Here is a 24424-nt window from a genome sequence, read left to right as displayed (position 1 = left end):
ATGATGGTACGGCACGGCAAGCGCGCCGCTACGCTGATCGGCCTCATGGCCGTGACCCTGGCCGCCGGATTGCTGGTCGGGCGAACTCCGCCCGCCAGCACGGCCTGGGGCCAGGCCCCGCCGGACGTGCGGGCCGTGATGTGGCCCGAGCCGATGCCGCTGGCCGACGTGCCCCTCAAGACCCAACACGGCCGAGCCTTCGGTCAGAAAGATCTTGAAGGACAGTGGAGCCTGATGTTCTTTGGCTACCTGGACTGTCCCGACGTCTGCCCGACCAGCCTGCACGCCATGCGTGAAATGCGCCGTCTGCTGGTTGAGAACCAGGGCGAGGAACCACAGTACCTGTTCGTCTCCGTCGATCCCGAAAACGATGACCCTTCAGAAATGGCGGATTACCTGGCCTGGTACGACCCGAACCTGATCGGCCTGCACGGACCTGATTCGAGCATCCGCACCCTGGCCGATTCGATGGCCGTGAAGTTCGAACCCTTCGTCGATGACGCGGGCAATCGCAGCATCGATCACACCAGCTCGGTCATGATCATCGACCCGCAGGGCCGCATGGTCGGCGCCCTGCCGGCGCCGCTCGTGCCACAGCGCATGGTCGAGCAGTTCGACGGCCTGCGCGGCTGGCTGGAGTCACGATCATGAACGCGTCTGCCTTGTCCCACCCGCTCGATCGGATCGCCCGCCGGCTGCCGCCGCCGCGGCTGGTCGCACTGCCGCTGAGATTCTGTCCGCCGCCGATCCGCCGCCAGGCCATGACCCGGGCTCTGAACCAGGTATTCAGCGAGATGCTCACTGCCGGTGATTTCGATTTCCTGGAAGGCCGCAGCCTCGCTGTCGAGATTAGCGACATGGACCTGCGCTGGGTCATCACCGCCGAGACGCAGCGCCTGACGACGCTGGCTGACGACGAGCCGGCCGACAGCAGCATCCGCGGCCGGGCGGTGGAATTCATCCTGCTGGCTGCCCGCATGGAAGATCCCGACACGCTGTTCTTCCAGCGTCGCCTGGAAGTCAGTGGCGATACCACCATCGGCTTGACCACACGCAACCTGCTCGATCGGCTCCCTTTCGAGGAACTGCCCCTGGCGCTGCGCATTCTGCTCAATCGTGCGGGTCGCTTCGCCTGGCGAGTACGGGCCGCCCGAAACTCACCCGCCGAGACCGTCCCGAAAGACTGACTTTGCGGCTTCACACGGCCGAAGCAGAGCCCACCGCAGCGCCATCGATACCGGCAACATCGTAAAGTGTGATCTCGTGGTCAAAGCCCTTCGGGCGAACCCGGAAGTCATCCTTAACGCGCAGCAGGTCACCACAGTCCCAGCGGGTCCGCTCGGAGATCAGGATCTGGCCACCGGTCGTGTAGGCTTCGATCCGGCTGGCCATGTTCACGTGATGACCGACCACGCCATACTTGGCGCGCTTCTCCGAACCGATGTTGCCAACGACCACCTCGCCGGTATTGATACCGATTCCGATGGCGACGTCCGGCAACCCTGCATCAGCGTTGAGGCGATTGACCTCGTCCATGGCCTGCTGCATGGCCACCGCACAGGCGACGGCGCATGAGGCATGGTTCTCAAGCGGTCGTGGCGCACCGAACAGGGCGAGTATGGCGTCACCGATGAATTCATCGATCGTGCCGCCGTGGGCGATGATCACCTCGGTCATTTTCGAAAGGAAGTTGTTGACGATCTGCATGACTTCCTGCGGATCATGCTGGGCGGCAAAACTGCTGAAACTGCGGAGATCGGCCAGCATGATGGTCATCTCCCTGCGTTCCCCGCCCAGACTGAGCGCCTCGGGTGAATCGAGCAGGGTTTCGGCCACCTCGTCGGTCAGGTAGCGTCCGAAAACGCTGCGGATGAACGCGTTGCGTCGCTCCACCTCTTCTGCAAGTCTGCGCACCTGGTCGTTGGCCGCCTTGAGCGCAAGTTGTGTCTGTACGCGCGCAAGCACGACCGGAAACTCCAGCGGTTTGGTCACGTAATCGTTGGCCCCGCGCTTCAGGGCATCGACGATGTCCGACTGATCCCCCTTGGCGGTTGCCATGATGATCGGGAGCTCGCTGACATCGCGGGTTTCTCTGAGCCGGTTCAATACTTCGATGCCGCTGATCCCCGGCATCATGATATCGAGCAGCACCAGGTCACACGGATTGCCTTCAAGCCATTCCAGGGCCGCTCGTCCGTCTTGGACCACGGAGACCCGGTAACCCCGCTTTTGCAGACGCCGCGACAGGAGGTCGCGATTCATCTCGTTGTCATCGACCACGAGAATGCGGGCGCCCTCCGACGCAGGCTGTTCGTGTTCGTTCACGTCGGAAGCGCGCAGCAAATGGAACTCGACATACGGTGTGCTCCTATCTTGGTCCGGGCCCGGCCGACGAGCCATCCGATCAGGTCGATCCCCCACGACTGCCCCTCTCGATCAGTCGGAACGACCACGAATAAAAATGTGATTGTTGTCACGTTTTAGTGGTGGTATTGTTTACCAAACAGCGCTCAAAGTCCATAATTCGTCCACTTTCCGGTACACCCGCCTGCCGCCATTTCTTATCACGGCTGCACGGCTCACCGGGATGAAAGGGCCGAGTGCAGGGATCGGGGCAAAGGGTTCAATGGCGCTATACGGGAGGCCCGCAATCATGGGCAGCACTTCATGCGAGCGGGAGCTCCGACAATGAATTCGAGCCGCGAGTTCTCGAACGACAAGGCGGCTCCGTCGAATCGCGGTCGGATTCACACCATTGTCCGACTGCCCATGATTGGCCGGATCTATGCCATGGGTTCGGCGGCCATTCTGATTGCAATCACCTTGCCGCCGGAGCGCCAGGATCTGATGGTGAGCGTTCTGGCAGTCGGCTTTGGCTATCCGCCGCTGGTTTACCTGCTGGCCCGCTTCAGCGGCTTCTCCAGGGCCATAGGATACGCCGCCTTTTCAGTCGATGGCGCGCTGGTCGGTGCCGCCATGGCCTTGCTCGGTTTCGCCTTCGTGCCGTCTACGGTGCTGTTCACCATGCTGGTGGCCGCCGGCCTGGTCATGGGCGGTTTCGGACTGTTGCTGCGATGCGTGTTGCCGGCCGTCATCGTCAGCGCACTGGCCTGGCCCTATGTCGACGTCAACTTCGATGCCCACGGGCAGGATCTACCGCTATACCTTGGCGGCGCGATCATCTCCATTTTCCTGGTCTACATTTCGTATCTGGCCCATCACACGAGCCGGCAACTGATCGGGGCGAAGCGTTCGCTTGAAAGCCGTAACGACCAGGTGCGCTACCAGGCCACCCTCATGGCCTCGATGAACCGGGTTGCCCGGATCGTCAATTCCACGCTGGACCTCGGCAAGGTCGTGGCAGCCATCACCCACAGCCTGTCCGACGTGATCGAATTCGATCAGGTGGGACTGCTGTTCATCGATCGCGACAACGATTGCCTGACCATAGACCGCTACATCGGCACGCAAGACGAGGCGTTGGGAGAGCGGTTGCGTGCGCTCCGGCTGCCACTCAAGGAAACGGGCAGCGTTTTTGTCCTGACCGCACTCAACAACAAGCCGTATTTCATCGAGGATACCGAAGCGAACAAACTCCGGATGTCGCCGTCCGACGCGCGGGTTCACGCCCTGTCGCCGAGCAAATCCCTGATGACCTTCCCCCTGTCGATTCACGACCAGGTCATTGGCGTACTGGTCTTTGCCAACACCAAGCGCCACGTCAAGGCCGGGAGGGAGGAGATCAACGTGATCGGGCGCCACGTCGAGTTCATCGCCACCGCGATCCGCAACGCCCGCATGTACGAACAGATCAAGGCGGCCCAGCGCGAGGCGGATGCAGCCAACGAAACCAAGAGCCAGTTCCTCGCCAACATGAGCCATGAGCTGCGCACGCCGATGAATGCGGTGATCGGCTATAGCGAGATGCTCAAGGAAGAGGCTGAAGATCAGGGCGCGGAAGACTTCATTCCCGATCTCGACCGGATCTGTCGGGCGAGCAAGCACCTCCTGCGACTGATCAACGATGTGCTGGATCTGTCCAAGGTGGAAGCCGACAAGATCGAACTCTATCCCGAGCGCATTGATGTCGATGCCTTCATTGAAGAAGTCACCAATGGTGTCGGTCCGATCCTGGAGGCGAACGGCAACACCCTCCACGTCGAAACCCGCGGCGACATGGATGAAATCGTCAACGACGAAACCCGCCTGCGGCAAGTCGTTCTCAACCTGCTCAGCAATGCCGCCAAGTTCACGCACGACGGCACGATTCGGATGAATCTTTCGCGCTACCTGGACGAAGGGCGCTGGTGGCTGGACATCGTGATTAACGACAACGGCATCGGGATGAGCCCCGAGCAGATCGAAAAGGTGTTCGATCCGTTTACCCAGGCCGATGCATCAACCACGCGAAAATATGGCGGCACCGGCCTCGGCCTGGCCATTACCAAGCGCTATTGCGAGTTGATGGGCGGCACCATCCTGGTCGAAAGCGAGGAAGACAGGGGCTCGACCTTCACGGTGCGCATTCCCGCCAATCTGGACGAGCCCGAGCCGGACGCGACGGCCACGCAGACCGTGGAAACCGACTTCCTGGATGGCACGAACGAAACCGGCGCCACCATCCTCGTCATCGACGACGACGCCACTGCGCTGGACCTGATGCAGCGGCTGCTGGTCCGCGAGGGCTACCGCGTTTTGACGGCCGAGGACGGCAAGTCCGGTCTCGAACTGGCCCGAAAGCGCCGGCCCGATGTCATCACGCTCGACGCCCTGATGCCGGGGATGGACGGCTGGACGGTTCTCGGTGAACTCAAGGCCGATCCAGAACTGAACGGTATCCCTGTGGTGATGATCAGCTTCGTGGATGAGCCCAACAAGGGTTTTGCGCTGGGCGCCTCCGACTACATGACCAAACCGGTCGAACGGAGCCACTTGCTCAACATACTGGGCCGAATCGGCCAGCCGGACGACCGGGAAGTCCTGGTTATCGAAGACGACGAGGACACGCGCGACCTGATCTGTCGCTGGCTCGAACAGGAGGGCTGGAAAGTGCGCCAGGCCGCCGACGGACGCGAAGGTCTGGCGGCGTTCAGGGCCCTGCGACCGACGGTGGTGGTGCTCGACCTGATGATGCCCGATATCGACGGCTTCGAGTTTCTCGCCACGCTACGCAGTGAGTTCCCCGACGATCGCAGCCGCGTGATCGTGGTAACAGCCAAGGAACTGGTACCAGACGATCTGAAGCGGCTCAATGGCAGCGTCGAGCGAATCATCCACAAGGTGCGGGCACCGGACGAGCAGTTGCTCGAGGAAATTTCACGGCACCTGTCGGTTGACAGGGTGCCGGGCTGAACACGAAAGGATTGCCATGCCACATGTATTGCTCGTAGAAGACAACGAAATGAACCAGAACATGCTGTCGCGTCGTCTGCGGCGACAGGGCTACGAGGTCGATGTGGCGGCCGACGGTGAACAGGCCATTGCCATGGTGGCCGAACGGCGACCGGACATCATCCTGATGGATATCGGCCTGCCGGGGAGGGACGGGCACGACATCACCCGGGAGCTCAAGGCGAGCGAATCGAGTAAATCGATACCGATCATCGCCCTGACGGCGCACGCCATGAAGAGCGACCGGGACAAGGCCATGGCCGCCGGCTGCGACGACTACGACACCAAGCCGGTGGAAATGGAACGCCTGCTGACCAAGATGCAGGCGGCGCTGTCGACCGTGCAGCTTCAGTCGTGAGCGTCTCCGCATCCCACACTATTCAATCCTCATCGAAGGGACTGTTCATGAACAATGCCGACTTATGTCAGTTCAAGCTACTCGGAGCCATGCTGGTGCTGGCACTGGTATCGGCCGCGACGGCCGTTGAGGCGCAATCTGGCGGCAATGACCGGGCTCCCGATTCGGTGTCGGCGCTGGGGCGCCTGGAGCCCGAACATGGCCTTATCCGGGTTGCCGCACCGGCCATGCTGGGCTTGAGCGGGGGCGTGGTCATCCGCGACCTGCGGGTCGAAGAAGGCGACGACGTGGTCGCCGGCCAGGTGCTGGCAATTACGGACCTGGCCGACCTCATGCAAGCGATTGCCGACGAGGCTGAAGCGGCGGTCGAGCTTGCCCGCAACCGGGCAACCGCCGCTCAACGGCGGGTCGACAGTACCTGCGCCCTGGTCGATTCCAAACTCGAGGAGGCCAGGCGACGGGCCGACTGGCGCGAGAGCAACGTGTCCTCCAAGGAGGAATTCCAGGCCGCGCAGGCCGATGCCCTTTCGATCCAGGCCGACTGCGCCGCGGCCGAGGCGGAGGCCGTGGCCAGCGAATCGGAGATCGGGGTGGCGGAAGCCGCACTCAAACGGGCACAAGCCAATCTCTCGCGCACCGAAATCCGCGCCCCGAGCAACGGCCGGATTATCGAGATCCTGGCACGACCCGGCGAACTGGTCACCGCACGGGGCGCGCTGGAGATGGCCCGGGTCGATCGCATGTACGCCATTGCCGAAGTTTATGAAACGGATGTCCGCCGCGTTCGCACAGGCCAGGTCGCGACCGTGACCAGTCCGGCGCTCGAGACGACACTCACCGGAACGGTCGAGCGCGTCCGCCAGAAGGTCCAGAAGAACGGCGAAATCGACACCGATCCGGCCGCACACAAGGACGCCCGCATCGTCGAAGTCGAAGTTCTGCTCGACGACCCCCAACCGGCAGCAGGTTTGACCAACCTGCAGGTCGTTGTGCTCATCGGCTCCTGATCGCCGGTGGTGTTCTGGCCTCCAAGACCCCCGCTGGGCTGGCTGCAGCTCAAGCATCGTCCGCTTCGTCTGGTGGTGGCGATTGCCGGCATCACCTTCGCCGTGCTGCTGATCATGATGCAACTCGGATTTCGTTCGGCCCTGTTCGAAAGTGCCGTGCGCTTTCACGAGCAGTTCAACTACGACATCGCGCTGTTCAGCACCGACAGCGTGTTCATCGTCCGGCCCCAGGATTTTTCCATACGAAGGCTCTACCAGGCGCTGGCCGACGAGGACGTCGCCGAGGTCATGCCGGTCTATATCTTTCCGGCGGTCTGGAAGAACCCCTGGAACAACGACCGCCGCAGCATCAATGCGGTGGGGTTCGATCCGCAGCATGACGTGCTCGACGCACCCGGCTTCGCCGAAGCCCGGGCCATGCTCACGGCACAGGATGTCGTTGCCTTCGATGCTGCTGCGCGCCCCGAGTTCGGCCCGGTCGCGGAGGAGCTACAGGCCGGCGAGCCGATCGTGACCGAAATCAATGACCGAAGAACGGAAGTTGTCGCGCTGTTCGAGATGGGCACGTCGTTCGGAATCGACGGGACCGTGTTGACCAGTGACGACAACTGGCTGCGGCTGTTTCCGGACCGATCGCGCAACCGTATTCATCTCGGTCTCATCCGCCTTGAGCCAGGGGCTGATGCAACAGGTGTTCGCGATCGGCTCGAAGCCTATCTTCCCGAAGACGTTCTGGTCCTGACCAAGAAGCAATTCGTGGAGCGTGAACAGGAGTACTGGAACTCGGCTACGCCCATCGGCTACATCTTCGCCTTTGGCGCCATCATGGGCTTTATCGTCGGCGGCATCATCGTCTACCAGATTCTGTTTGCCGATGTGTCCGAGCATCTCAACGAATATGCCACGCTGCGCGCCATCGGCTTCAAGAATCGCTTTATTTACGGCATCGTGCTCCAGCAGGCCACGATCCTGGCCGTGCTCGGCTACATTCCCGGCCTTGCCATCGTGCACTGGCTCTACGGCGTGGCCGGTGGTGCCACCCGGCTGCCGCTCTACATCACCGTGGATCGCGCCGTCACCGTTTTCGTCATGACCCTGGCCATGTGCGCGATCTCGGCGCTGCTGGCGATCCGCAAGATTCGCCGGGTCGACCCGGCAGAGGTGTTTTGATGGCAATGCCGCCGGCAATCCGGATCGAGCACCTCAATCATTCGTTTGGGCGAGGCGCGCTCAAGAAGCAGATCCTGTTCGATATCACCACCGATATTCCGGCCGGTGAAATCGTCATCGTGACCGGGCCTTCAGGTTCGGGCAAGACCACTTTGTTGACCCTGGTTGGTGCCCTGCGCTCGACCCAGGACGGTAGCGTGCAGATTCTCGGCCGGGAACTCCGGGGCGCTTCCAGCCGGGTGCTGGAACAGGTACGGCGCCGGATCGGATTCATCTTCCAGCAGCACAACCTGGTCGAAGCGCTGAGCGCACAGCAAAACGTCGAACTCGGCGTGCGCTGCAGCGGCCGGATCGGTCGCGCAGCCATGCGGCAGCGCGCACGCGACATGCTCGATGCAGTCGGCCTGAGCGAGCGCATGGACCACAAGCCCGAACAGATGTCGGGCGGGCAGCGCCAGCGAGTGGCCATCGCCCGGGCCCTGGTGGGCGAACCCGACATGCTGCTGGCCGACGAGCCCACCGCCTCGCTCGACAAGCAGTCGGGGCGGGAAGTGGTCGACCGGATGCAGTCCCTGGCACGGGAAAAGGGCACCACCATCCTCTTGGTAACCCACGACAACCGCATTCTCGACATCGCCGACCGCATCGTTCACCTGGAGGATGGTCGCCTTTCGACCTTCACCGACGCCGTCATCGCCAGCAACGAGCACATGATGAAGACCCTCGCGGAGAGCCGTCAGAAGCAGCCGATTGCCGAGGTCGTCGCCGACCTGGACGAGTCCGGCTTCAGGGATATGCTCGACGACATCACTCAGGAGTCCCAGCGCTTTCTCGAGGCCACCGCGCTGGCGCGCGACATGGCCTTCCAGAGCATGCTCGAGCAGGCGCTTTTCAGCTTCACGGCCAAGGCTGGCCAGCTGCTCGACGCCGAACGCGCCTCACTGTTTCTGGTCGACCGCGAGCGCGATTCGCTGGTCTTGCGTGTGGCCGAGGACCTGCCGGAAGATGGTGAGGTTCGCATCCCCATCGGCAGCGGCATCGCCGGTGCCGTCGCGGCCAGCGGCGAAACTGTCCGGGTCGATGACGCCTACGCCGATCCACGCTTCTCCCCGGATGTCGACCGGCAGTCCGGGTTTCACACGCGGTCCATCCTCTGCCTTCCGGTCAAGGACCGCAGTGGTGAAGTATTTGCCGTAGCACAGTTGCTCAACCGCCGCGATGGCCAACCGTTCGAAGATGCCGATGCCGAGCGTTTCGCGGAGTTTCTGGGTTCCCTCGGCGTCATTCTGGAGACCCTGCAGAATCTCGGACATCTGGCGACTGCTCCGCAGAAGCCGGGGAAGCATCCGTCACGCTGATCGCTTGACCCGTCTATCCAAGGAACCTGCCCGACATGAGTATCAACCCTCGCATCCACGATCTGATCGGACGCTATTTCGACCTGGACAGTGACGAGATAGAGCCGGTCCTGGAAGCCTTCAGGCAAGAAACACTCACCGGCGGGGAATGGCTGTTCCGACAGGGCGATCCGGGTGATTCGCTGTACTTTCTTGTTCGCGGCCGGCTACAGGTGTGGATCGACCAGGAGTCGGATGACAATGTCACCAACCAGACCCTGGTCGGCGAGGTAATGCCCGACGAAACCGTCGGCGAGATCAGCCTGCTGACCGGTCAGCCGCGCTCCGCCGGTATTCGGGCTGCTCGCGACAGCCAGCTGCTGAAGATCGACCGCGCCGAATTCGATCAACTGGCCGAACGCTATCCGCGCATGACCATGAAGTTGGCGGGCAGCATCGCCGCGCGTCTACAGCGACGCACCTCCGGCAACTCGGCGTCGACGCGACGACTGACCAATATTTGCCTGGTCCCGATAACCAGCAATTCGAGGATCGAGGCCTTCGTCGGGGAACTGGTCAACGCGCTCGGCAAGTTCGGTGCTGTACTGGATCTCAGCCCGGACAAGCTCGGCCACGCGGGTGCGCCCGTGACGGCGCTCGACACCAGCTCCGAAATACCGCCCGCGCTGCCGGGCTGGCTGGATGAGCAGGAAGATCGTCACCGCTTCGTGGTCTACCGCGCCCACGCCGCGACGAGCCCCTGGTCACAGCTGGCGGTTCGGCAAGCGGATATGGTGCTCTTGCTGGCCGACACCACCGCACAACCCCAACCGCAGGCCTGGGAGACCGTGTTCGACAGCAAGGACGATGCCTTTCGCCTCGCTCAGCATGCCCTGGTGCTCGTCCATCCAGCCGAGCAGGGCGAGATCCGCGGTACGCGCGCCTGGCTGGAACAACGCGATGTCAATTTTCACCTGCATGCCTTCTCGGGCCATCGTCCAGATGTCGAGCGGGTCGCCCGGGTGGTCGCTGGCCGAGCCCTGGGCCTGGTGCTCGGTGCCGGGGCAGCGCGCGGGTTTTCGCACATCGGCGTCTATCGCGCCCTGACAGAGGCCGGCGTCGAAATCGACTGGATCGGGGGATCCAGCATCGGCGCCATCCTGGGCGCCGCCATGGCGAAGAAGCATTCCCCCGAAGCGGTTTACCAGGCCGCCTACGAAGGGTTCGTCGTGGGCAAGCCCTTCAGCAACTACACACTGCCGCTGGTTTCGCTTCTGAGCGGCCGGCGCATGATGAAAGCGACCCGAAAACTGCTCCCCGGCCGAATCGAGGATCTGCCGCTTCCCTTCTTCTGTCTGTCGAGCAACCTCGACAGCGGGTCCATCAACATCCACACCAGCGGCCCGATCGACCGGGCCGTGCAGGCGACCGCCGCCATGCCCGGCGCCTTGCCGCCGGCTGTCGTCAATCGACACCTCGCAGTCGACGGCGCCGTACTCAACGGGCTGCCGGTCGACGTCATGCGTCGCTGTCCCGTCGGTGAGGTGGTGGCAGTGGATCTGTCGTCACGCAAGACCTACGAGGTCGACTACGAAGAGCTGCCGTCGGCCTGGACGCTGCTGCGCAGCCGCTGGCTGCCGTTTGGCCGGCGCTACCGGGTTCCCGGCCTGGTCACCTTGTTGCTCAAGTCGACTGAAATCGGAAGCGTCATCCGGGTCCGCGAACAGGGCAAACAGGCCGACCTGCTGCTCAATCCGGATGTGCGCAAGTTCGGCATGACCCAGGTCGCGGCCTTCGAGCGCATAGTCGAAGCAGGCTACCGGGAGGCGCTCGAGAAACTGCCGGACTGGCTCAGCCAGCGCAAGGCGTCGCCCGGGGCAACTCAGCCAAAGTAGTAGATCGCCGCGCCGTTGATCAGGATATGCAGGATGTTGTCGACGAGGATCATCAGCCAGGTCGCCATCCATGCCGGAAGTTCAGGCGGATAGCCGGTTTTCCGACACTCCGACCAGGGGCGACTGCCTGGCCAGGGCCGGTTCTTGGCCCAGATCAGAAAGCGGGCCAGACGCCAGCGATCGATGACAAAGTGCGTTCCGGCGATGATGGCCAGTGCGGCCGGGCTTTGCGTAATCAGCAGAAACGGTAGCGTGTAGAAGACGACATGTACGGTCGCCGCCAGTGTGCTGGAGCCCTTCTCCCGCACCATCCAGTCGCTTTGCAGAATGTAGTCCCCGACCAGGTGGGCGACGATCTGGTTCGCGGTAAACATGAGAAGTGCATCCCCTCGGAGTTGCGCTAGTGTGGATTATTGCACGGTTTCATGATTGCGGCTCCGGTGATGCCGTGCTCGAGAATTGAAGCTCGCGCCCGAAATGCGGCGTTCGGGAAACGGCCACACCGCGTCGCTCAGGCGGGCGCATCTGTCAGTCGTCCGTCGCGATAATCCGCGACGGCCTGCTCGATCTCCTCGCGCGTATTCATCACGAAAGGCCCGTACTGGGCCACCGGCTCACCGATCGGCCGGCCGGCCAGCAGCAGCAATCGGGCACCCGCTTCACCGGCGCGCAGGGACACCGCCTCGCCTTCGCCCAGGATTCCGACCGCCTGCTGCCGCAGGAATTGCCCGGCCACGTCGAGCTCGCCTTCGTAGGGATAGACAAAGGCGTTGTGACTTTCCGGCAAGGGCAGTACCAGCTCGGCATTGGCCTCCAGGTGGACGTCGAGGTAGACCGGGTCGGTGGCCATCGAGTCCGGCTCGGCGTTGACCGCGCCGGCGGCCGCCTGGCCCTCGAGCGCGATCCGGCCGGCAATGACGCGGATACGCGCCCCATCCAGTTCCAGCTCCGGAATCGACTCGGCCGGAATATCGCGATAGTCGGCCGGTTTCATTTTTTCGGCCCCCGGCAGGTTGATCCACAGCTGGAAGCCGCGCATGCGGCCCTCGCGCTGCTGCGGCATCTCCGAGTGGATCACGCCACGCCCGGCGGTCATCCACTGCACGCCACCGGGGCCCAGGTCACCCGTGTTGCCGAGGTGGTCCTGGTGCTGCATGTGCCCATCGAGCATGTAGGTGACCGTCTCGAACCCGCGGTGCGGATGCGGCGGAAAGCCGGCGAGGTAGTCGTCGGGGTTGTCCGAGTAGAACTCGTCGAGCATCAGGAAGGGATCGAGCCGGAGCGCATCGACGGCGCGCTGGCCGAGGCTGCGGCGCAACTTGACGCCGGCGCCGTCCGAAGTCGGCATCGAAGGAATGGTCAGTCTCAGTTCGCGATTGTGGGTCATGACAGAATCTCCCGGTTCAGGCCGCCAGGCGGTCGATGGCTTCGACCGCCTGCGAACGCGCCTGTTCAGCCGTTTCCTCGCCCATGGCCAGGCCTTCGACATAGGTAAAGCGGACGCCGGTGATGCCCAGCATGCCGAAGAAAGTGCGAATCAGCGGCGTCTGGGTATCCATCTCGGTGCCCTGGTACTTTCCGCCGCGGGCGGCGAAAACGTACAGCGGCTTTTCCCCGACCAGGCCCTCCGGCCCGTTCTCGGTATAGCGAAAAGTCACGCCGGCACGGGCGACATGATCCATCCAGGCCTTGAAGGTCGACGGGATGGTGAAGTTGTACATCGGCAGCCCGAGCACAACGGCATCGGCCGCATTGAGTTCAGCGATCAACTCGTCGGATATCGCAGCGGCAGCGTGCTGCCCCGGGCTGCGTTCGGCACTGTCGCGCTGAAAGCCGGTGAAGGCTTCGGCCGTCAGGTGCGGCAGCGGCTCAAGCGCCAGATCGCGGCACAGGACCCTCCCGTTCGGATTGTTCTCGCGCCAGCGCGCGGCAAAAGCGTCGGCCAGCCGGCTCGACTGGCCCGAGCCGTTAAACAGGCTCGACTTGATCACCAGTAATGTTTGCATGTTCTGTACCTCCAGTTGTTCCAGGGGTCGGACTTCAGGATGCAGACTACATTTGATCCAATCGATTAAAAAGCGCAAAATATTGGCTTAATCATTCGATTTATTCGAACATGGAACACGCCCGGATCTCGCTCGAGCAGTGGCGCGCGCTGGTGGCGGTGGTGGAGGCCGGCAGCTATGCGGCGGCCGCCGAGGCAATCAACAAGTCAGCCTCGACGCTCAGTTATGCCATTAATCGCATCGAGACCTTACTGGGGCTTGCGGTCTTTCGCATCGAGGGCCGGCGCGCCGTGCTGACCGCGGCCGGTCAGACCCTGTACCGCCGTGCGCACGCCCTGATCGATGAATCCGGGCGGGTCGAACGCATGGCCCAGCGCCTCGCCGCAGGCGAGGAGCCCGAACTGCGGCTCGCCGCCGAGATCATCTTCCCGACCTGGCTGCTGCTCGACTGCCTCGATCGCCTGTCGCGGGAGTTTCCCGAGATGCGCGTGCAGCTGCACGAGTCGGTGCTCGGCGGAACCAGCGAGCTGCTCACCCGCGGGGCAGTCGACCTGGCCATCGCTTCCTCGATTCCGGCGGGCTTCGTCGGCGACGCCCTCATTCGCGTTCGCTTTATCGCCGCCGCCGCGCCGCATCACCCACTACACCAGCTCCGGCGCGAGCTCACACTCGACGACCTGCGCGACCATCGACACCTGGTGGTGCGCGACAGCGGCAGCCAGCCGGCCGCCAGCGAGGCCTACCGGGTGAGCGAACGGCGCTGGACGGTGAGCAGCAAAGCCACCTCGATCCGCGCCGCCTGCATGGGCCTGGGCTTTGCCTGGTACGCCGAAGGCATCATCCGGCGCGAACTCCATGGCGGGCAGCTCAAGCCGCTGCCCTTGCGCGAAGGGCGCGAACGCTGGGCAACGCTTTATCTCGTCTACGCCGATGCCGACAGCGCCGGCCCCGGCGCACGCCGCCTCTCCACACTTTTAAGAGACGCCGCCGGCCCGGCCAGTGGGCCATGCGGTTAATTAGGTAACGCTCAGAGCCGCTAGCGCGTTGTACACTGAGTACATCACCACCGGTCGACATCCATGAGTACAGCCCGAAAGACCGCCGGAGACCAACCCTGGTGGCAGGCCAGAGCCGTGCCGGAGGGTCGAACCCTCCACCTGACGCTGGGCCCGCTCGATCTGGCCATCGGGCGCTCCCGGCCGACCTGGCTGATCCGCATCGGGCGTCAGCCGGAAGCCGACAGCGAAGCCCGGCTGAAGTCGCGGGTCGCCAGGGGCCTGCCGGAACCCTACGACGAGCGCTTTGTCCAGGCCGATGAGACCGACACGATCCGGCTGGAGCCGGTGCTTGCCGACCGATCGATCGTCATTCGTCCGCGTCAACCCATTCATCTACCGGGGCACGAGGAAATCACGCTCTATCTTTCGACGCCGGTCTACCTGCGCATCCTGGCCGGCAGTCCGCCGGTTCTGCTCAGGGAGGTGCCGTCCCTGGTCCTGTCGGATACCTGGTTCGGGCCATCCACGCAGGAAGGCGAACTGTGCTACGCGGGACGCACCCAGGCCCGACACCGCATCGAGGAATTGCCGCTCAGACCCCACCGGGCGATCACGCCGCTGCTGATTCGCAACCGGGCCGATACGATTCTGCCGTTGGAGAAGATCAGCCTGCCGGTCCCCATGCTGTCACTGTACGGGGCCGCCGACGCCAGCCTGTGGACCCAGCGCGTCACACTGGTGCGCGAAGGCAACTCCGATCTGGCCAAGGTCAGCGTCGACGCGAAGGCGCCGGATCCCGGCGTGCCGATCGAGAAGCTGGCAGGACCCCGCAAGGATCCTTCACGCTTCGGACTCGTACGGGCGTTCAGCGTACTGTTTGGAAGCTGACATGAGCGATACACTGCACAGCCTGATCACCAGCGAAACATTCCTGTCGATCATGCGGGCGGTCGTCATGGTCGGTGCCGGCCTGCTGCTGGCCTCGCTGGGCGGCCGGCTGACACAACGGCTACTGAGTAAGCGCCTGGCGCCACAGACCCTGCAGCTCACCCGGCGCGCGGTGTTTTACGGCGTGCTGGCCCTGTTCATCGCCTCGGCCATGCGCGAACTGGGCTTCAGTCTCGCGGTCATCATGGGGGCCGCGGGCATACTGACGGTGGCCATCGGGTTTGCCTCGCAGACGACCGCCTCCAACCTGATCAGCGGCCTGTTCCTGATCGGTGAGCGCAGCTTCGAGATCGGGGATTTCATCCAGGTCGGGGAAACCACCGGCGAAGTGCTGTCAATCGACGCCCTGTCGGTCAAGCTGCGCACCCTCAATAATGTCTTCATCCGCATTCCCAACGAGACCCTGATCAAGAGCGAGGTGATCACTATCACCCGCTATCCCATCCGCCGCTATGACCTGATGCTCGGCGTGGCCTACAAGGAAGATCTCGATCATGTCCGTGAGGTACTCATGGATGTGGCCGAACACATCCCGGCCTGCCTCGACGAACCCGAGCCGATTATGTATTTTCTCGGTTTCGGGGAATCGGAACTTCAGATTCAGTTCTCTGTGTGGTCACGACGCGAGGACTTCCTGAAATTCCGCAGCACCGTCGCCACCGCCGTCAAGCGGGCCCTGGATGACGCCGGCATCGAGATTCCGTTTCCCCATCGCTCGCTGTACGCTGGTGAGGCCACGCGACCCTTCCCGGTCACCGTGGTCGATCCTGCCGAGACGCAATCTTCTGACTAGAGACGATCAGAGCTTCCCAAGGAGAAGTCATGGCCAAGACAAGATCCACCATGCTGCCGCTGGGCACACAAGCGCCCGAGTTCGAACTGCCCGAGCCGGCCACCGGCAAGACCTGGCGTTTCGAGGACGTGGCCGGCCGCAAGGGCACGCTGGTAATGTTCATCTGCAACCACTGCCCCTTCGTCAAGCACGTGCTCGACGAACTGGTCCGGCTGGGGAACGATTACCAGGACAGCGATATCGGCATCGTCGCCATCTCCAGCAACGACGTGACCGGCTACCCGCAGGACCGGCCCGAGCGCATGGCTGAACTGGCGCAGCAGAAGGGTTTTCCCTTCCCCTATCTCTACGACCAGCCGCAAACGGCCGCCCGCTCCTATGACGCTGCCTGCACCCCCGATTTCTACATTTTCGACGCCGATCGACGCCTGGTCTACCGCGGCCAGCTCGACGATTCCCGGCCGGGCAATGGCAAGCCGGTCGATGGCCGCGACGTCCGTGCCGCGCTCGACGCCTTGCTGGCCGGACAGCCGGTATCGGAGGATCAGAAGCCTTCGATCGGCTGCAATATCAAGTGGCGGGAATAAGTATTGGTTTCAGGGGTTCAGGTTTCAGGGTTCAGGAAAGACAGGCCAAGCCCGTCCTGAAACCTGAACACTGAAACCTGAAACCTCGTTCCGATGCTCCCCATAGACACCGCCCTCCCGGAGCTTCGTTCCACGCTCGAACGGCACAACACCGTGCTGCTCCAAGCCCCGACCGGCAGCGGCAAGACCACGCGGGTGCCGCCGGCCCTGCTTGACGCCGACTGGCGCGAGGGACGACGCATCCTGATGCTCGAACCACGCCGCCTGGCGGCGCGCTCGGCCGCCCGCTACATGGCCCGGCAGCGCGGCGAATCGCCCGGTCAGTGCATCGGCTACCGCACGCGCCTGGACACCCGGATCTCGCGCGAGACCGTCGTCGAGGTCGTCACCGAGGGCATTCTCACCCGCCTGATCCAGTCCGATCCGGCGCTCGGCGAGTATGCGGCGGTGCTGTTCGACGAATTCCACGAGCGCTCGCTGCAGGCCGACCTCGGCCTGGCCCTGGTGCGCGAATCGCAGCAGGCCCTGCGCCCGGACCTGCGTGTACTGATCATGTCGGCCACGCTGGCGACCGAGCAACTCGCCGAGCTGCTCAACGACTGTCCGGTCATCACGAGCGAAGGCCGGTCCTTCGATGTCGAGGTGCGCTACCGTCCCGCCGGGCGCGAACGTCCGGAAATCCACGTCGCCCGCGCGGTGCGCGCCGCACTGGCCGAGGCCGAGGGCTCGGCGCTGGTGTTCCTGCCGGGCCTGGGTGAAATCCGGCGCGTCGCCCGTCGCCTGGCCGACCCACTGCCCGAGGATGTCGATCTTCACATCCTGCACGGCAGCCTGTCGGCCAGGGAACAGGACGCCGCCATCGAACCGGCCCCGGAAAGCCGGCGCAAGATCGTGCTGGCCAGCGCCATCGCCGAATCGAGCCTGACCATCGAAGGCATTCGCATCGTCGTCGATGCCGGCTGGCAACGACGCGCTCGCTTCGATCCCAACAGCGGCATGACCCGACTGGTCACCGAGCGCGTTTCGAAGGCCTCGGCCGAGCAGCGCCGCGGCCGCGCCGGGCGTCTGGCACCGGGAGTCTGTTACCGGCTGTGGAGCGAGTCGGAACGGCTGCAGGCGCACACGCCGCCGGAGATCCTGTCGGCCGACCTGGCGCCGGTGGTGCTGGAGCTCGCGCAGTGGGGCGTAACAGATCCCGGCGAGTTGGACTGGCTCGATCCGCCGCCCGAGGCTCCCTGGCAACAGGCGCGCGAACTGCTCCGGCAACTCGGGGCACTCGACGGTGAGGGCCGCATCACCACACACGGCCGCGAGATGCTTGCCCCCGGCCTGCATCCCCGCCTGGCCCACATGGTGCTGATGGGGCGAAAGATCGGCCTGGGCCGCACCGCCGCCGAACTGGCCGCACTGCTCGGCGAACGCGATCCCACCGGCGTCAAGGATGCCGATATCGAAACCCGGCTCGCCACCCTGCGTGCGCGCTCCCACAGCGGTGGCGCCATGACGGGCATTCGCCAGATGGCCGGGCAGATCGCCGCCGGCTGGTCTGATAAGGCGCCCCGCGACGGCGCGGCCGGTCGACTGCTGGCCCAGGCCTGGCCGGACCGTATCGGCCAGCGACGCGGCGGTCAGCGCGGCCGTTTTCGGCTGGCCAACGGCCGCGGCGCCTTTCTGCCCGAAGACGATCCATTGGCCGGCAGCGAATGGCTGGTCGCCTGCGATCTCGACGGCCAGGCCCGGGAAGCACGGATCTACCTGGCGGCGGCCGTATCGCAGGCCGACCTCGAACACGACCTGGCGGCCCGCATTGAAACCCACGAGATCGCCGACTGGGACGAACAGCGCGGCACGATCATCGCTCGCCGCCAGCGCCGACTCGGCACCCTGATACTGGATGAAACCGAACTCGACCGGCCGAATGCGGAAACGCTGCAGGCCGGACTGCTGACTGCCATCCGGCGCAAGGGCATCGACGCCCTGCCGTGGACGGATCAAACCAGGCAGTGGCAGGCGCGCGTCAATCTTCTGCGGCGCCTGTGGCCCGATCAGTGGCCGGCGGTCGACGACCCTGCGCTCGAAGCGAGCCTGGAAGACTGGCTGTTGCCCTGGCTGGCCGGATTCCGGCGCTGGTCCGATCTCGAGCGCCTGGACCTCTCCGCTGCACTGAAGTCCCTGATCGGCTACCCGCAGCAACAGCGACTCGATCAACTGGCGCCGACGAAACTCACCCTGCCCACCGGCCGGTCGGCCCGCCTCGACTACTGCCAGGAGAACCCGCCGGTGCTGGCGGTGAAACTGCAGGCCCTGTTCGGCTGGCAACAGACACCGCGCATTGCCGACAACCGGGTCGCCGTTCAGCTCCACCTGCTCTCACCGGCCGGCCGACCGCTGGCGGTCACCGCCGACCTGTCCAGTTTCTGGCAGAACGCCTACCCGGACGTGCGCAAGGACATGCGCGGACGCTACCCCAAGCATCCCTGGCCGGAAGACCCGCTGAAAGCGACCGCGACCGAAGCAACCCGTCGCAACCGCTGAACGCTCCGGCCCGGGAATCTCGCCATGATGAGCACCCCCTGGTCAGGGCCGCCGCTGCATCCTGCTTCGGCCAGCCGGGTACAATGGCCCCCAATCAGCGCGGGATGGCAGGTCTGGCACGGCAATCCCGTTATTGAAGCCAACCGTACATACAAACCCCGGACCCGACACTTGTTTCGGTCCGAACCAGGAGTGAAATCATGATTGCACGCTTGCTTGTCCCCGCCCTGGCCCTTGGCCTGGTCACCGCGGCCGTCGCCGAGACCCCCAACATCGAACCCGGACTGTGGGAATACAAAAACAAGATGAGCTTCTCTGGTGATGTACCGATTCCCGACCAGGAACAGACCAGCGAGGAATGCATCACGATGGAAGATATCCAGGACGGCGATGCCTTTCTCGACGACGTCGAGGAATGCGAGGTCACGCGCAAGGACGTGCGCCGAGACGGCATGGACTACGCCATGACCTGCACCCAGCCCGACGGCACTCAGATGACCATGGTCGCGACCATGCAGTTCAACGGCGACAGCGCCGAAGGCACGATTGACGGCAGCATGGAGACGCCGATGGGCGCCATGGAAATGAGCATCGCCATGACTGGCCGCCGCATCGGTGACTGCCCGGGCGAGTAGGTCGGCGCAAACACGCCGAATCAGTCAGGAAGGAGCCGGGCGCTGCCCGGCTTTTTTGTTGAAAGCCGGGTGGCTCGTCAATTTCGCTGCCGCAGGGTTGGTTGATGCCACGGGTCGCTGTGCGAGCCTCGACACGTCAACTTCTGTTTCGCCCGCCTGCTTCGCAGGCGCTGGATTGGCTGACGCCACTGGTCGCGGCGCGGGCCTCGACAAGTCAAAGGCGATTTCGCCCGGCTTGCTTCGCAAGCTCTTTGGGCGAGTAACTTTTGTCAGTCGCGACAAAAGTCACCAAAAACGCTCTTAGAAGACGCGGTTGGTCCGCAGGAACAAAAGGCTTTCGGGCTTAACGGATATACCGCTTTTGCCTTCGCTAGTGCTCGGTCGTGAAACATGGCATTTTCGACAAACCCTTGGTGTAGCCCGCACCCAGATCGCACGGCCTCGATCGGGGTCGGCTTCGATTGACGGCGGGACAGAAGTCGGGGGTGGAACGCCACTCGAAGTCGTCGTGCCAGATGCGGGCCGCTGCAGGCGTGATCGCAAGTCAGCATGTTCCGCAGCCGGGCTCAAGCAAAGCCCCAGTCGTAGTCCGTGAAGCCACTCCGCTCAGATATTCCTGAGACGTAACCGTCATCTTTTAAGCGCATTTTTTGGGTACTTTTTTGGCGCGACAAAAAAGTACCTCGCCGCAAGAGCCTGCGAAGCAGGCCGGGCGAAACCGCCTTTGACTTGTCGAGGCCCGCCAAACCGGCGGTAGCAACACACCGCCTAGTGACAGCAAACTCGTTATCAAGGCAACTGCGTTGCCAACGCCCCCACATGCACACCGGGATTGAAGTAGCGAGTCTCGATGCCGGACGCGTCGAAGCGCTCGGCGCTGACCGGCGCGATGTCGCCGCCCTTGCGAGCCTGGGTGAGAGACCACCAGCCCGAGGGATAGCAGGGCTGCGGAAAACCCAGGGTCCGGATGGTGGAAAACCCCGCCTTTTCCATGTTGCCGCGGATGCCGGCGATCAGTTTCTGATGCAACAGCGGTGATTCGCTCTGTTGCAGGAACAGGCCGCCGTCAGCCAGGGCCGAATAGCAGTCGGCCACGAACTCCGGCCCGAACAGGCCCTCGGCCGGGCCGATGGGATCGGTCGAATCGACGATGATCACGTCCACACTGCCCGCTGCGAGGTTCTTCACGTGCGCCAGGCCGTCGTCGAAGATCAGTTCGGCGCGCGGGTCGTCGTTGCGCTCGCACAGCTCCGGAAAGAACTTCTCGGACAGGCGCGTGACCTGCTCGTCGATCTCGACCTGGGTACAGCGCTTGACAGTATCGTGCGCCAGCACCTCGCGGAGCGTGCCGCAATCGCCGCCGCCGATGATCAATACACGCTTCGGGTCGGGGTGGGAGAACAGCGCCGGGTGGCTCATCATCTCGTGGTAGAGGAAATTGTCGCGCGTGGTCAGCATGACGAAGCCGTCGATGACCATCAGGTTGCCCCATTTTTCGGTGCGATAGACATCGATGGTCTGGAAGTCGGTGATCTCGTGCGCCAGGTGCGCATCGATGGTCCAGGACGCGGCGCTGCCGGCCTCGGAGCAAGCCTCGGTAAACCATTTGCGGTCGTCGGGAAGGGCCATGTCGCAATCGGGTTCTGTTGAGCCAGTCGAGATGTTAACCCGGATGCCGGCGCCGATTGCCCGTTACAATCGCCGCCATGAACAGTGATGCCCGCACCCGCGCCCGCCGCCGCTACGCCATCGACCGCTGGTCGGAGGGGTTCTTCGATCTCGACCAGTCCGGGCAGTTGCTCGCCCGGCCCGACCGGCAACGCAGCGTGGCTCTGGCCACCATCGTCGAGCGCGCCCGCCGCCAGGGCCTGCGCCTGCCCATGTTGCTGCGCTTTCCCGACATCCTGCGCGCCCGGGCGTCACAATTGCGCGAGGCCTTCGAGACGGCCATGGCCGAGCACGACTACGGCGGGGGCTACGCACCCGTCTACCCGATCAAGGTCAACCAGCAGGCCAGCGTCGTGCGCACCCTGGCCGAGGTCGAGGGCCTGGGCCTGGAAGTCGGCAGCAAGCCCGAGCTGATCACCGCCCTGGCGGTCAGCCAGCCGGCTACGCGCATCATCTGCAACGGCTACAAGGACGCTGCCTACATTCGCCTTGCCCTGAGCGGCGCCAGGCTGGGGCTCGAACCGGTCATCGTCATCGAGAAGCCCGGCGAGTGGCCACTGATCCGGCGCGAGGCCGAACGCCTGGGTGTCACGCCGGAAGTCGGGGTGCGGCTGCGCCTGTCCTCCCTGGGCAGCGGCAACTGGCAGAACACCGGCGGCGAGCGCGCCAAGTTCGGCCTGGCCGCCAGCCAGGTGCTGGGCCTCGCCGAGGCCATGCGCGAGGCCGGCTGCCTGGACTGGCTCACGCTGCTGCACTTCCACATGGGCTCGCAGATTTCCAACCTGCGCGACATCCAGCGTGGCGTGCGCGAGGCCGGGCGTTACTTCACCGAACTGGTGGCCGCCGGCATCGACATCCGCCGGCTCGACATCGGCGGCGGCCTGGGCGTGGACTACGAAGGCGGCGGCACGCGCAGCTTCTGTTCGATGAACTACTCCCTGGCGCAGTACGCCCACGCGATCGTCGGCGGTATCGCCGAGCTGTGCCGCGAGCACGACCTGGCCATGCCGCAGTTGATTTCCGAATCGGGCCGGGCGCTGACCGCCCACCATGCCGTGCTCGTGACCAACGTCACCGCCACCGAAACCCTTCCGCGTGACGCCAGAGACGCTGGCAAGGACGACCCGGCGGTCATTCGCGGCCTGGCCGAGGTGCGCGACCAGGTCGATGAGCGCGAGCCCGAGGAAAGCTTTCTCGAGGCCGAGCACCTGCTCGAGGAAGGTCGCAACCTGTTCCTCTACGGCGACCTGCCGCTGGCCGAACGCGCCCGGCTCGAGCCGCTCTACAACACCATCCTCGAACGACTGGCCGGTCGGCTCGACCGCGAGCACCGCCGCCACCGCGAGCTGGCCGAGCGCATCCGCTACCAGCTCTCGGCCAAGTACTTCATCAACCTGTCGATCTTCCAGTCGCTGCCCGACATCTGGGCCATCGATCAGGTCTTTCCCATCCTGCCGCTGAGTCGGCTCGACGAGGAGCCGACCGAACGCGCCGTGCTCGAGGATCTGACCTGCGACTCCGACGGGCGCATCGACCAGTACGTCGACCGCGGCCTGCTCGAGCCGACCCTGCCGGTGCATCGCATCGAGCCGGACGAGACCTACCTGCTCGGCATCTTCATGGCCGGCGCCTATCAGGAAACACTGGGCGATATCCACAACCTGTTCGGCGACACCGACAGCGTCGACGTCGTGCTCGACAACGGTGAATTCCGCCTGACCAACGCCCGCGCCGGCGACTCGGCCGACATGCTGCTCGAACTGGTCGGCTACAACCCGCGCGAACTGATGACCGCCTGCCGCGCCCGCGTGGCAGCCGCCGGACTCGACCGCGAGCAGGCGGAACTGTTCGAGCGCCTGCTGACCGAGGGCCTGTCGGCTTATACCTATCTCGAAACCTGACGGTTTGCATGCGAGAGCAAGCTGCCGCTGGAGCGCGGCTTGTTTGGAACCGCAGATTTCGCAGATGGACGCAGATTAAGCAGAAATAATTTGAATCTGCGCAAATCTGCGAAATCTGCGGTTTCATGAACGCCGCAGTTGGACGATGCCACACAACATTCAGGAGACGACATGAAAGCAGGCTGGATCGGACTCGGTGCCATGGGCGGGCCCATGGCCGGGCATCTTGCACGTCACCGCCATCTGGCGGCTGTCTGGAATCGTAGCGCCGACAAGGCGAAGGCCTTCGTCGCCGAGAACGAAGGCACTTCAGCCGCTGAGTCACCCGCCGAACTGGCCGCGGCAGTCGATGTGATCTGCCTGTGCGTCTCCGCCGACAACGACCTGCGCGAAGTCGTCGATGCCATACGCGACTCACTGCGCCCAGGACAGGTCGTGATCGATCATTCCACCGTGGCGCCGGCCACCGCCCGCGAACTGGCCGCCGATCTGGAAAAGCTCGATGTCGCCTTCATCGACGCCCCGGTCACCGGCGGCGTGGAAGGCGCGAAGAACGGTCAGCTGGCGATCATGGCCGGCGGCGACCGGGAAGCGGTTGAACGCGTCCGGCCGGTCATGAACAGCTACGCCCGGGTCATGCACCACCTCGGCCCGTCCGGCGCCGGCCAGTCGGCCAAGGCGGTCAACCAGCTGATGGTCGCCGGCATTGCCGAGGCGGTGTGCGAGTCGCTGGCCCTGATGGAACGCCTCGACCTGCCGCGCGAACCGATGCTCGAGCTACTCGGCGGCGGAGCGGCCGGCAACTGGTTCCTCGACAAGCGCGGCAAGACCATGCTGGCCGACTCCTTCGAAGTCGGCTTCGACCCCAAGCTGCTACTCAAGGACTTGAAGATCTGTCGCGATCTGTGCGACGAAGCCGACTTCACTTCGGCCGTGCTCGGCCAGGCGCTGGATGACTATCAGCGGTTGATCGAGGGTGGAGATGAGGGGCGGGATATTTCTGCGCTTTATCGGTTGAAGCGGTGAGGGAGGTGCCTGCTTCGCAGGCAGTGTGTTTTGTTGTCGCTAGACTGGCTGATGCCACGGGTCGCCGTGCGGGTCTCGACACTTCAAAGGCGGTTTCGCCCGGCGCGCTTCGCGCGCTCTTGCGGCGAGGTACTTTTTTGTCGCGCCAAAAAAGTACCCAAAAAATGCG

The 24424-nt window shown here is 64.1% G+C and carries 21 protein-coding genes; 16 read left to right on the top strand and 5 right to left on the bottom strand.

Features of this window, described 5'->3' with window-relative positions; all coding sequences use genetic code 11:
• Both G4Y73_RS00710 and G4Y73_RS00705 read left to right on the top strand, forming a co-directional pair.
• Positions 1–651 (top strand): SCO family protein, encoded by a 651-nt coding sequence (locus tag G4Y73_RS00710; protein ID WP_164228419.1) that lies wholly within the window; start codon positions 1–3, stop codon positions 649–651.
• Positions 648–1187 (top strand): SCP2 sterol-binding domain-containing protein, encoded by a 540-nt coding sequence (locus G4Y73_RS00705; protein WP_164228418.1) that lies wholly within the window; start codon positions 648–650, stop codon positions 1185–1187. The genes G4Y73_RS00710 and G4Y73_RS00705 overlap by 4 nt, the downstream gene beginning before the upstream one ends.
• Positions 1188–1197: 10 nt before the next feature.
• Here the strand turns inward: G4Y73_RS00705 and G4Y73_RS00700 are convergent, their stop codons facing one another.
• A complete protein-coding gene (locus tag G4Y73_RS00700) occupies positions 1198–2325 on the bottom strand; it encodes an adenylate/guanylate cyclase domain-containing protein (RefSeq protein WP_164228416.1) in 1128 nt (375 codons plus the stop codon).
• A 363-nt stretch (positions 2326–2688) separates the two neighbouring features.
• On the opposite strand from G4Y73_RS00700, the gene G4Y73_RS00695 reads away from it, so the two are divergent.
• The 6 genes from G4Y73_RS00695 to G4Y73_RS00670 are packed head-to-tail and all read left to right on the top strand — an operon-like array spanning position 2689 to position 11158.
• Complete coding sequence (locus tag G4Y73_RS00695) at positions 2689–5352, top strand: response regulator (protein WP_164228414.1); 2664 nt, start codon at positions 2689–2691, stop codon at positions 5350–5352.
• A 16-nt stretch (positions 5353–5368) separates the two neighbouring features.
• Complete coding sequence (locus tag G4Y73_RS00690) at positions 5369–5749, top strand: response regulator (RefSeq protein ID WP_164228413.1); 381 nt, start codon at positions 5369–5371, stop codon at positions 5747–5749.
• 47 nt (positions 5750–5796) lie between these two features.
• Positions 5797–6756: an efflux RND transporter periplasmic adaptor subunit gene (locus G4Y73_RS00685; RefSeq protein WP_164228411.1), complete on the top strand. Its 960-nt coding sequence runs from the start codon at positions 5797–5799 to the stop codon at positions 6754–6756.
• 6 nt (positions 6757–6762) lie between these two features.
• Complete coding sequence (devC, locus tag G4Y73_RS00680; protein ID WP_205596436.1) at positions 6763–7926, top strand: ABC transporter permease DevC; 1164 nt, start codon at positions 6763–6765, stop codon at positions 7924–7926.
• The gene (locus G4Y73_RS00675) at positions 7926–9284 is read left to right on the top strand and encodes an ATP-binding cassette domain-containing protein (protein ID WP_164228409.1); all 1359 of its coding nucleotides are present in this window, start codon (positions 7926–7928) and stop codon (positions 9282–9284) included. The genes devC and G4Y73_RS00675 overlap by 1 nt, the downstream gene beginning before the upstream one ends.
• Positions 9285–9319: 35 nt before the next feature.
• On the top strand, positions 9320–11158 hold the full coding sequence (locus G4Y73_RS00670) for a cyclic nucleotide-binding and patatin-like phospholipase domain-containing protein (protein ID WP_164228407.1): 1839 nt from the start codon (positions 9320–9322) through the stop codon (positions 11156–11158).
• On the opposite strand, the gene G4Y73_RS00665 is transcribed toward G4Y73_RS00670, so the two are convergent.
• The 3 genes from G4Y73_RS00665 to G4Y73_RS00655 all read right to left on the bottom strand — a co-directional run bounded on the left by G4Y73_RS00665 (position 11146) and on the right by G4Y73_RS00655 (position 13164).
• The gene (locus G4Y73_RS00665) at positions 11146–11532 is read right to left on the bottom strand and encodes a DUF3307 domain-containing protein (protein ID WP_164228406.1); all 387 of its coding nucleotides are present in this window, start codon (positions 11530–11532) and stop codon (positions 11146–11148) included. The genes G4Y73_RS00670 and G4Y73_RS00665 overlap by 13 nt on opposite strands.
• Before the next feature lie 137 nt (positions 11533–11669).
• Positions 11670–12545, bottom strand: a complete 876-nt coding sequence (locus G4Y73_RS00660; protein WP_164228404.1) for a pirin family protein — start codon at positions 12543–12545, stop codon at positions 11670–11672.
• A gap of 16 nt (positions 12546–12561) precedes the next feature.
• Positions 12562–13164 carry an NAD(P)H-dependent oxidoreductase gene (locus tag G4Y73_RS00655; protein ID WP_164228402.1) on the bottom strand — a complete coding sequence of 201 codons (603 nt, stop codon included), beginning with the start codon at positions 13162–13164 and terminating at the stop codon, positions 12562–12564.
• A gap of 110 nt (positions 13165–13274) precedes the next feature.
• On the opposite strand from G4Y73_RS00655, the gene G4Y73_RS00650 reads away from it, so the two are divergent.
• The 6 genes from G4Y73_RS00650 (at position 13275) to G4Y73_RS00625 (ending at position 19660) form a co-directional block, all read left to right on the top strand.
• Complete coding sequence (locus G4Y73_RS00650) at positions 13275–14180, top strand: LysR family transcriptional regulator (RefSeq protein WP_164228400.1); 906 nt, start codon at positions 13275–13277, stop codon at positions 14178–14180.
• A gap of 63 nt (positions 14181–14243) precedes the next feature.
• A complete protein-coding gene (locus G4Y73_RS00645; protein ID WP_164228398.1) occupies positions 14244–15050 on the top strand; it encodes a hypothetical protein in 807 nt (268 codons plus the stop codon).
• 1 nt (position 15051) lies between these two features.
• Positions 15052–15903, top strand: a complete 852-nt coding sequence (locus G4Y73_RS00640) for a mechanosensitive ion channel family protein (RefSeq protein ID WP_164228397.1) — start codon at positions 15052–15054, stop codon at positions 15901–15903.
• A 29-nt stretch (positions 15904–15932) separates the two neighbouring features.
• Complete coding sequence (locus G4Y73_RS00635; protein WP_164228396.1) at positions 15933–16490, top strand: thioredoxin family protein; 558 nt, start codon at positions 15933–15935, stop codon at positions 16488–16490.
• A gap of 93 nt (positions 16491–16583) precedes the next feature.
• Complete coding sequence (gene hrpB / locus G4Y73_RS00630) at positions 16584–19025, top strand: ATP-dependent helicase HrpB (RefSeq protein ID WP_164228395.1); 2442 nt, start codon at positions 16584–16586, stop codon at positions 19023–19025.
• 200 nt (positions 19026–19225) lie between these two features.
• Positions 19226–19660 carry a DUF3617 family protein gene (locus G4Y73_RS00625; protein ID WP_164228394.1) on the top strand — a complete coding sequence of 145 codons (435 nt, stop codon included), beginning with the start codon at positions 19226–19228 and terminating at the stop codon, positions 19658–19660.
• A gap of 789 nt (positions 19661–20449) precedes the next feature.
• On the opposite strand, the gene speE is transcribed toward G4Y73_RS00625, so the two are convergent.
• On the bottom strand, positions 20450–21289 hold the full coding sequence (speE, locus tag G4Y73_RS00620; protein WP_164228393.1) for a polyamine aminopropyltransferase: 840 nt from the start codon (positions 21287–21289) through the stop codon (positions 20450–20452).
• A gap of 77 nt (positions 21290–21366) precedes the next feature.
• Here speE and speA point away from each other — a divergent pair, with 77 nt between their 5' ends.
• Both speA and G4Y73_RS00610 read left to right on the top strand, forming a co-directional pair.
• Positions 21367–23229, top strand: a complete 1863-nt coding sequence (speA, locus tag G4Y73_RS00615) for a biosynthetic arginine decarboxylase (protein ID WP_164228392.1) — start codon at positions 21367–21369, stop codon at positions 23227–23229.
• Positions 23230–23400: 171 nt separating this feature from the next.
• A complete protein-coding gene (locus G4Y73_RS00610; RefSeq protein ID WP_164228391.1) occupies positions 23401–24255 on the top strand; it encodes an NAD(P)-dependent oxidoreductase in 855 nt (284 codons plus the stop codon).
• Positions 24256–24424: the final 169 nt, after the last annotated feature.

The sequence above is a fragment of the Wenzhouxiangella sp. XN201 genome (assembly GCF_011008905.1).
In the GTDB taxonomy this organism is placed as follows: Bacteria; Pseudomonadota; Gammaproteobacteria; order Xanthomonadales; family Wenzhouxiangellaceae; genus Wenzhouxiangella.
The sequence above is the reverse complement of the archived record's forward strand: the minus strand, read 5'-3'. Positions and strand labels throughout refer to the sequence as shown.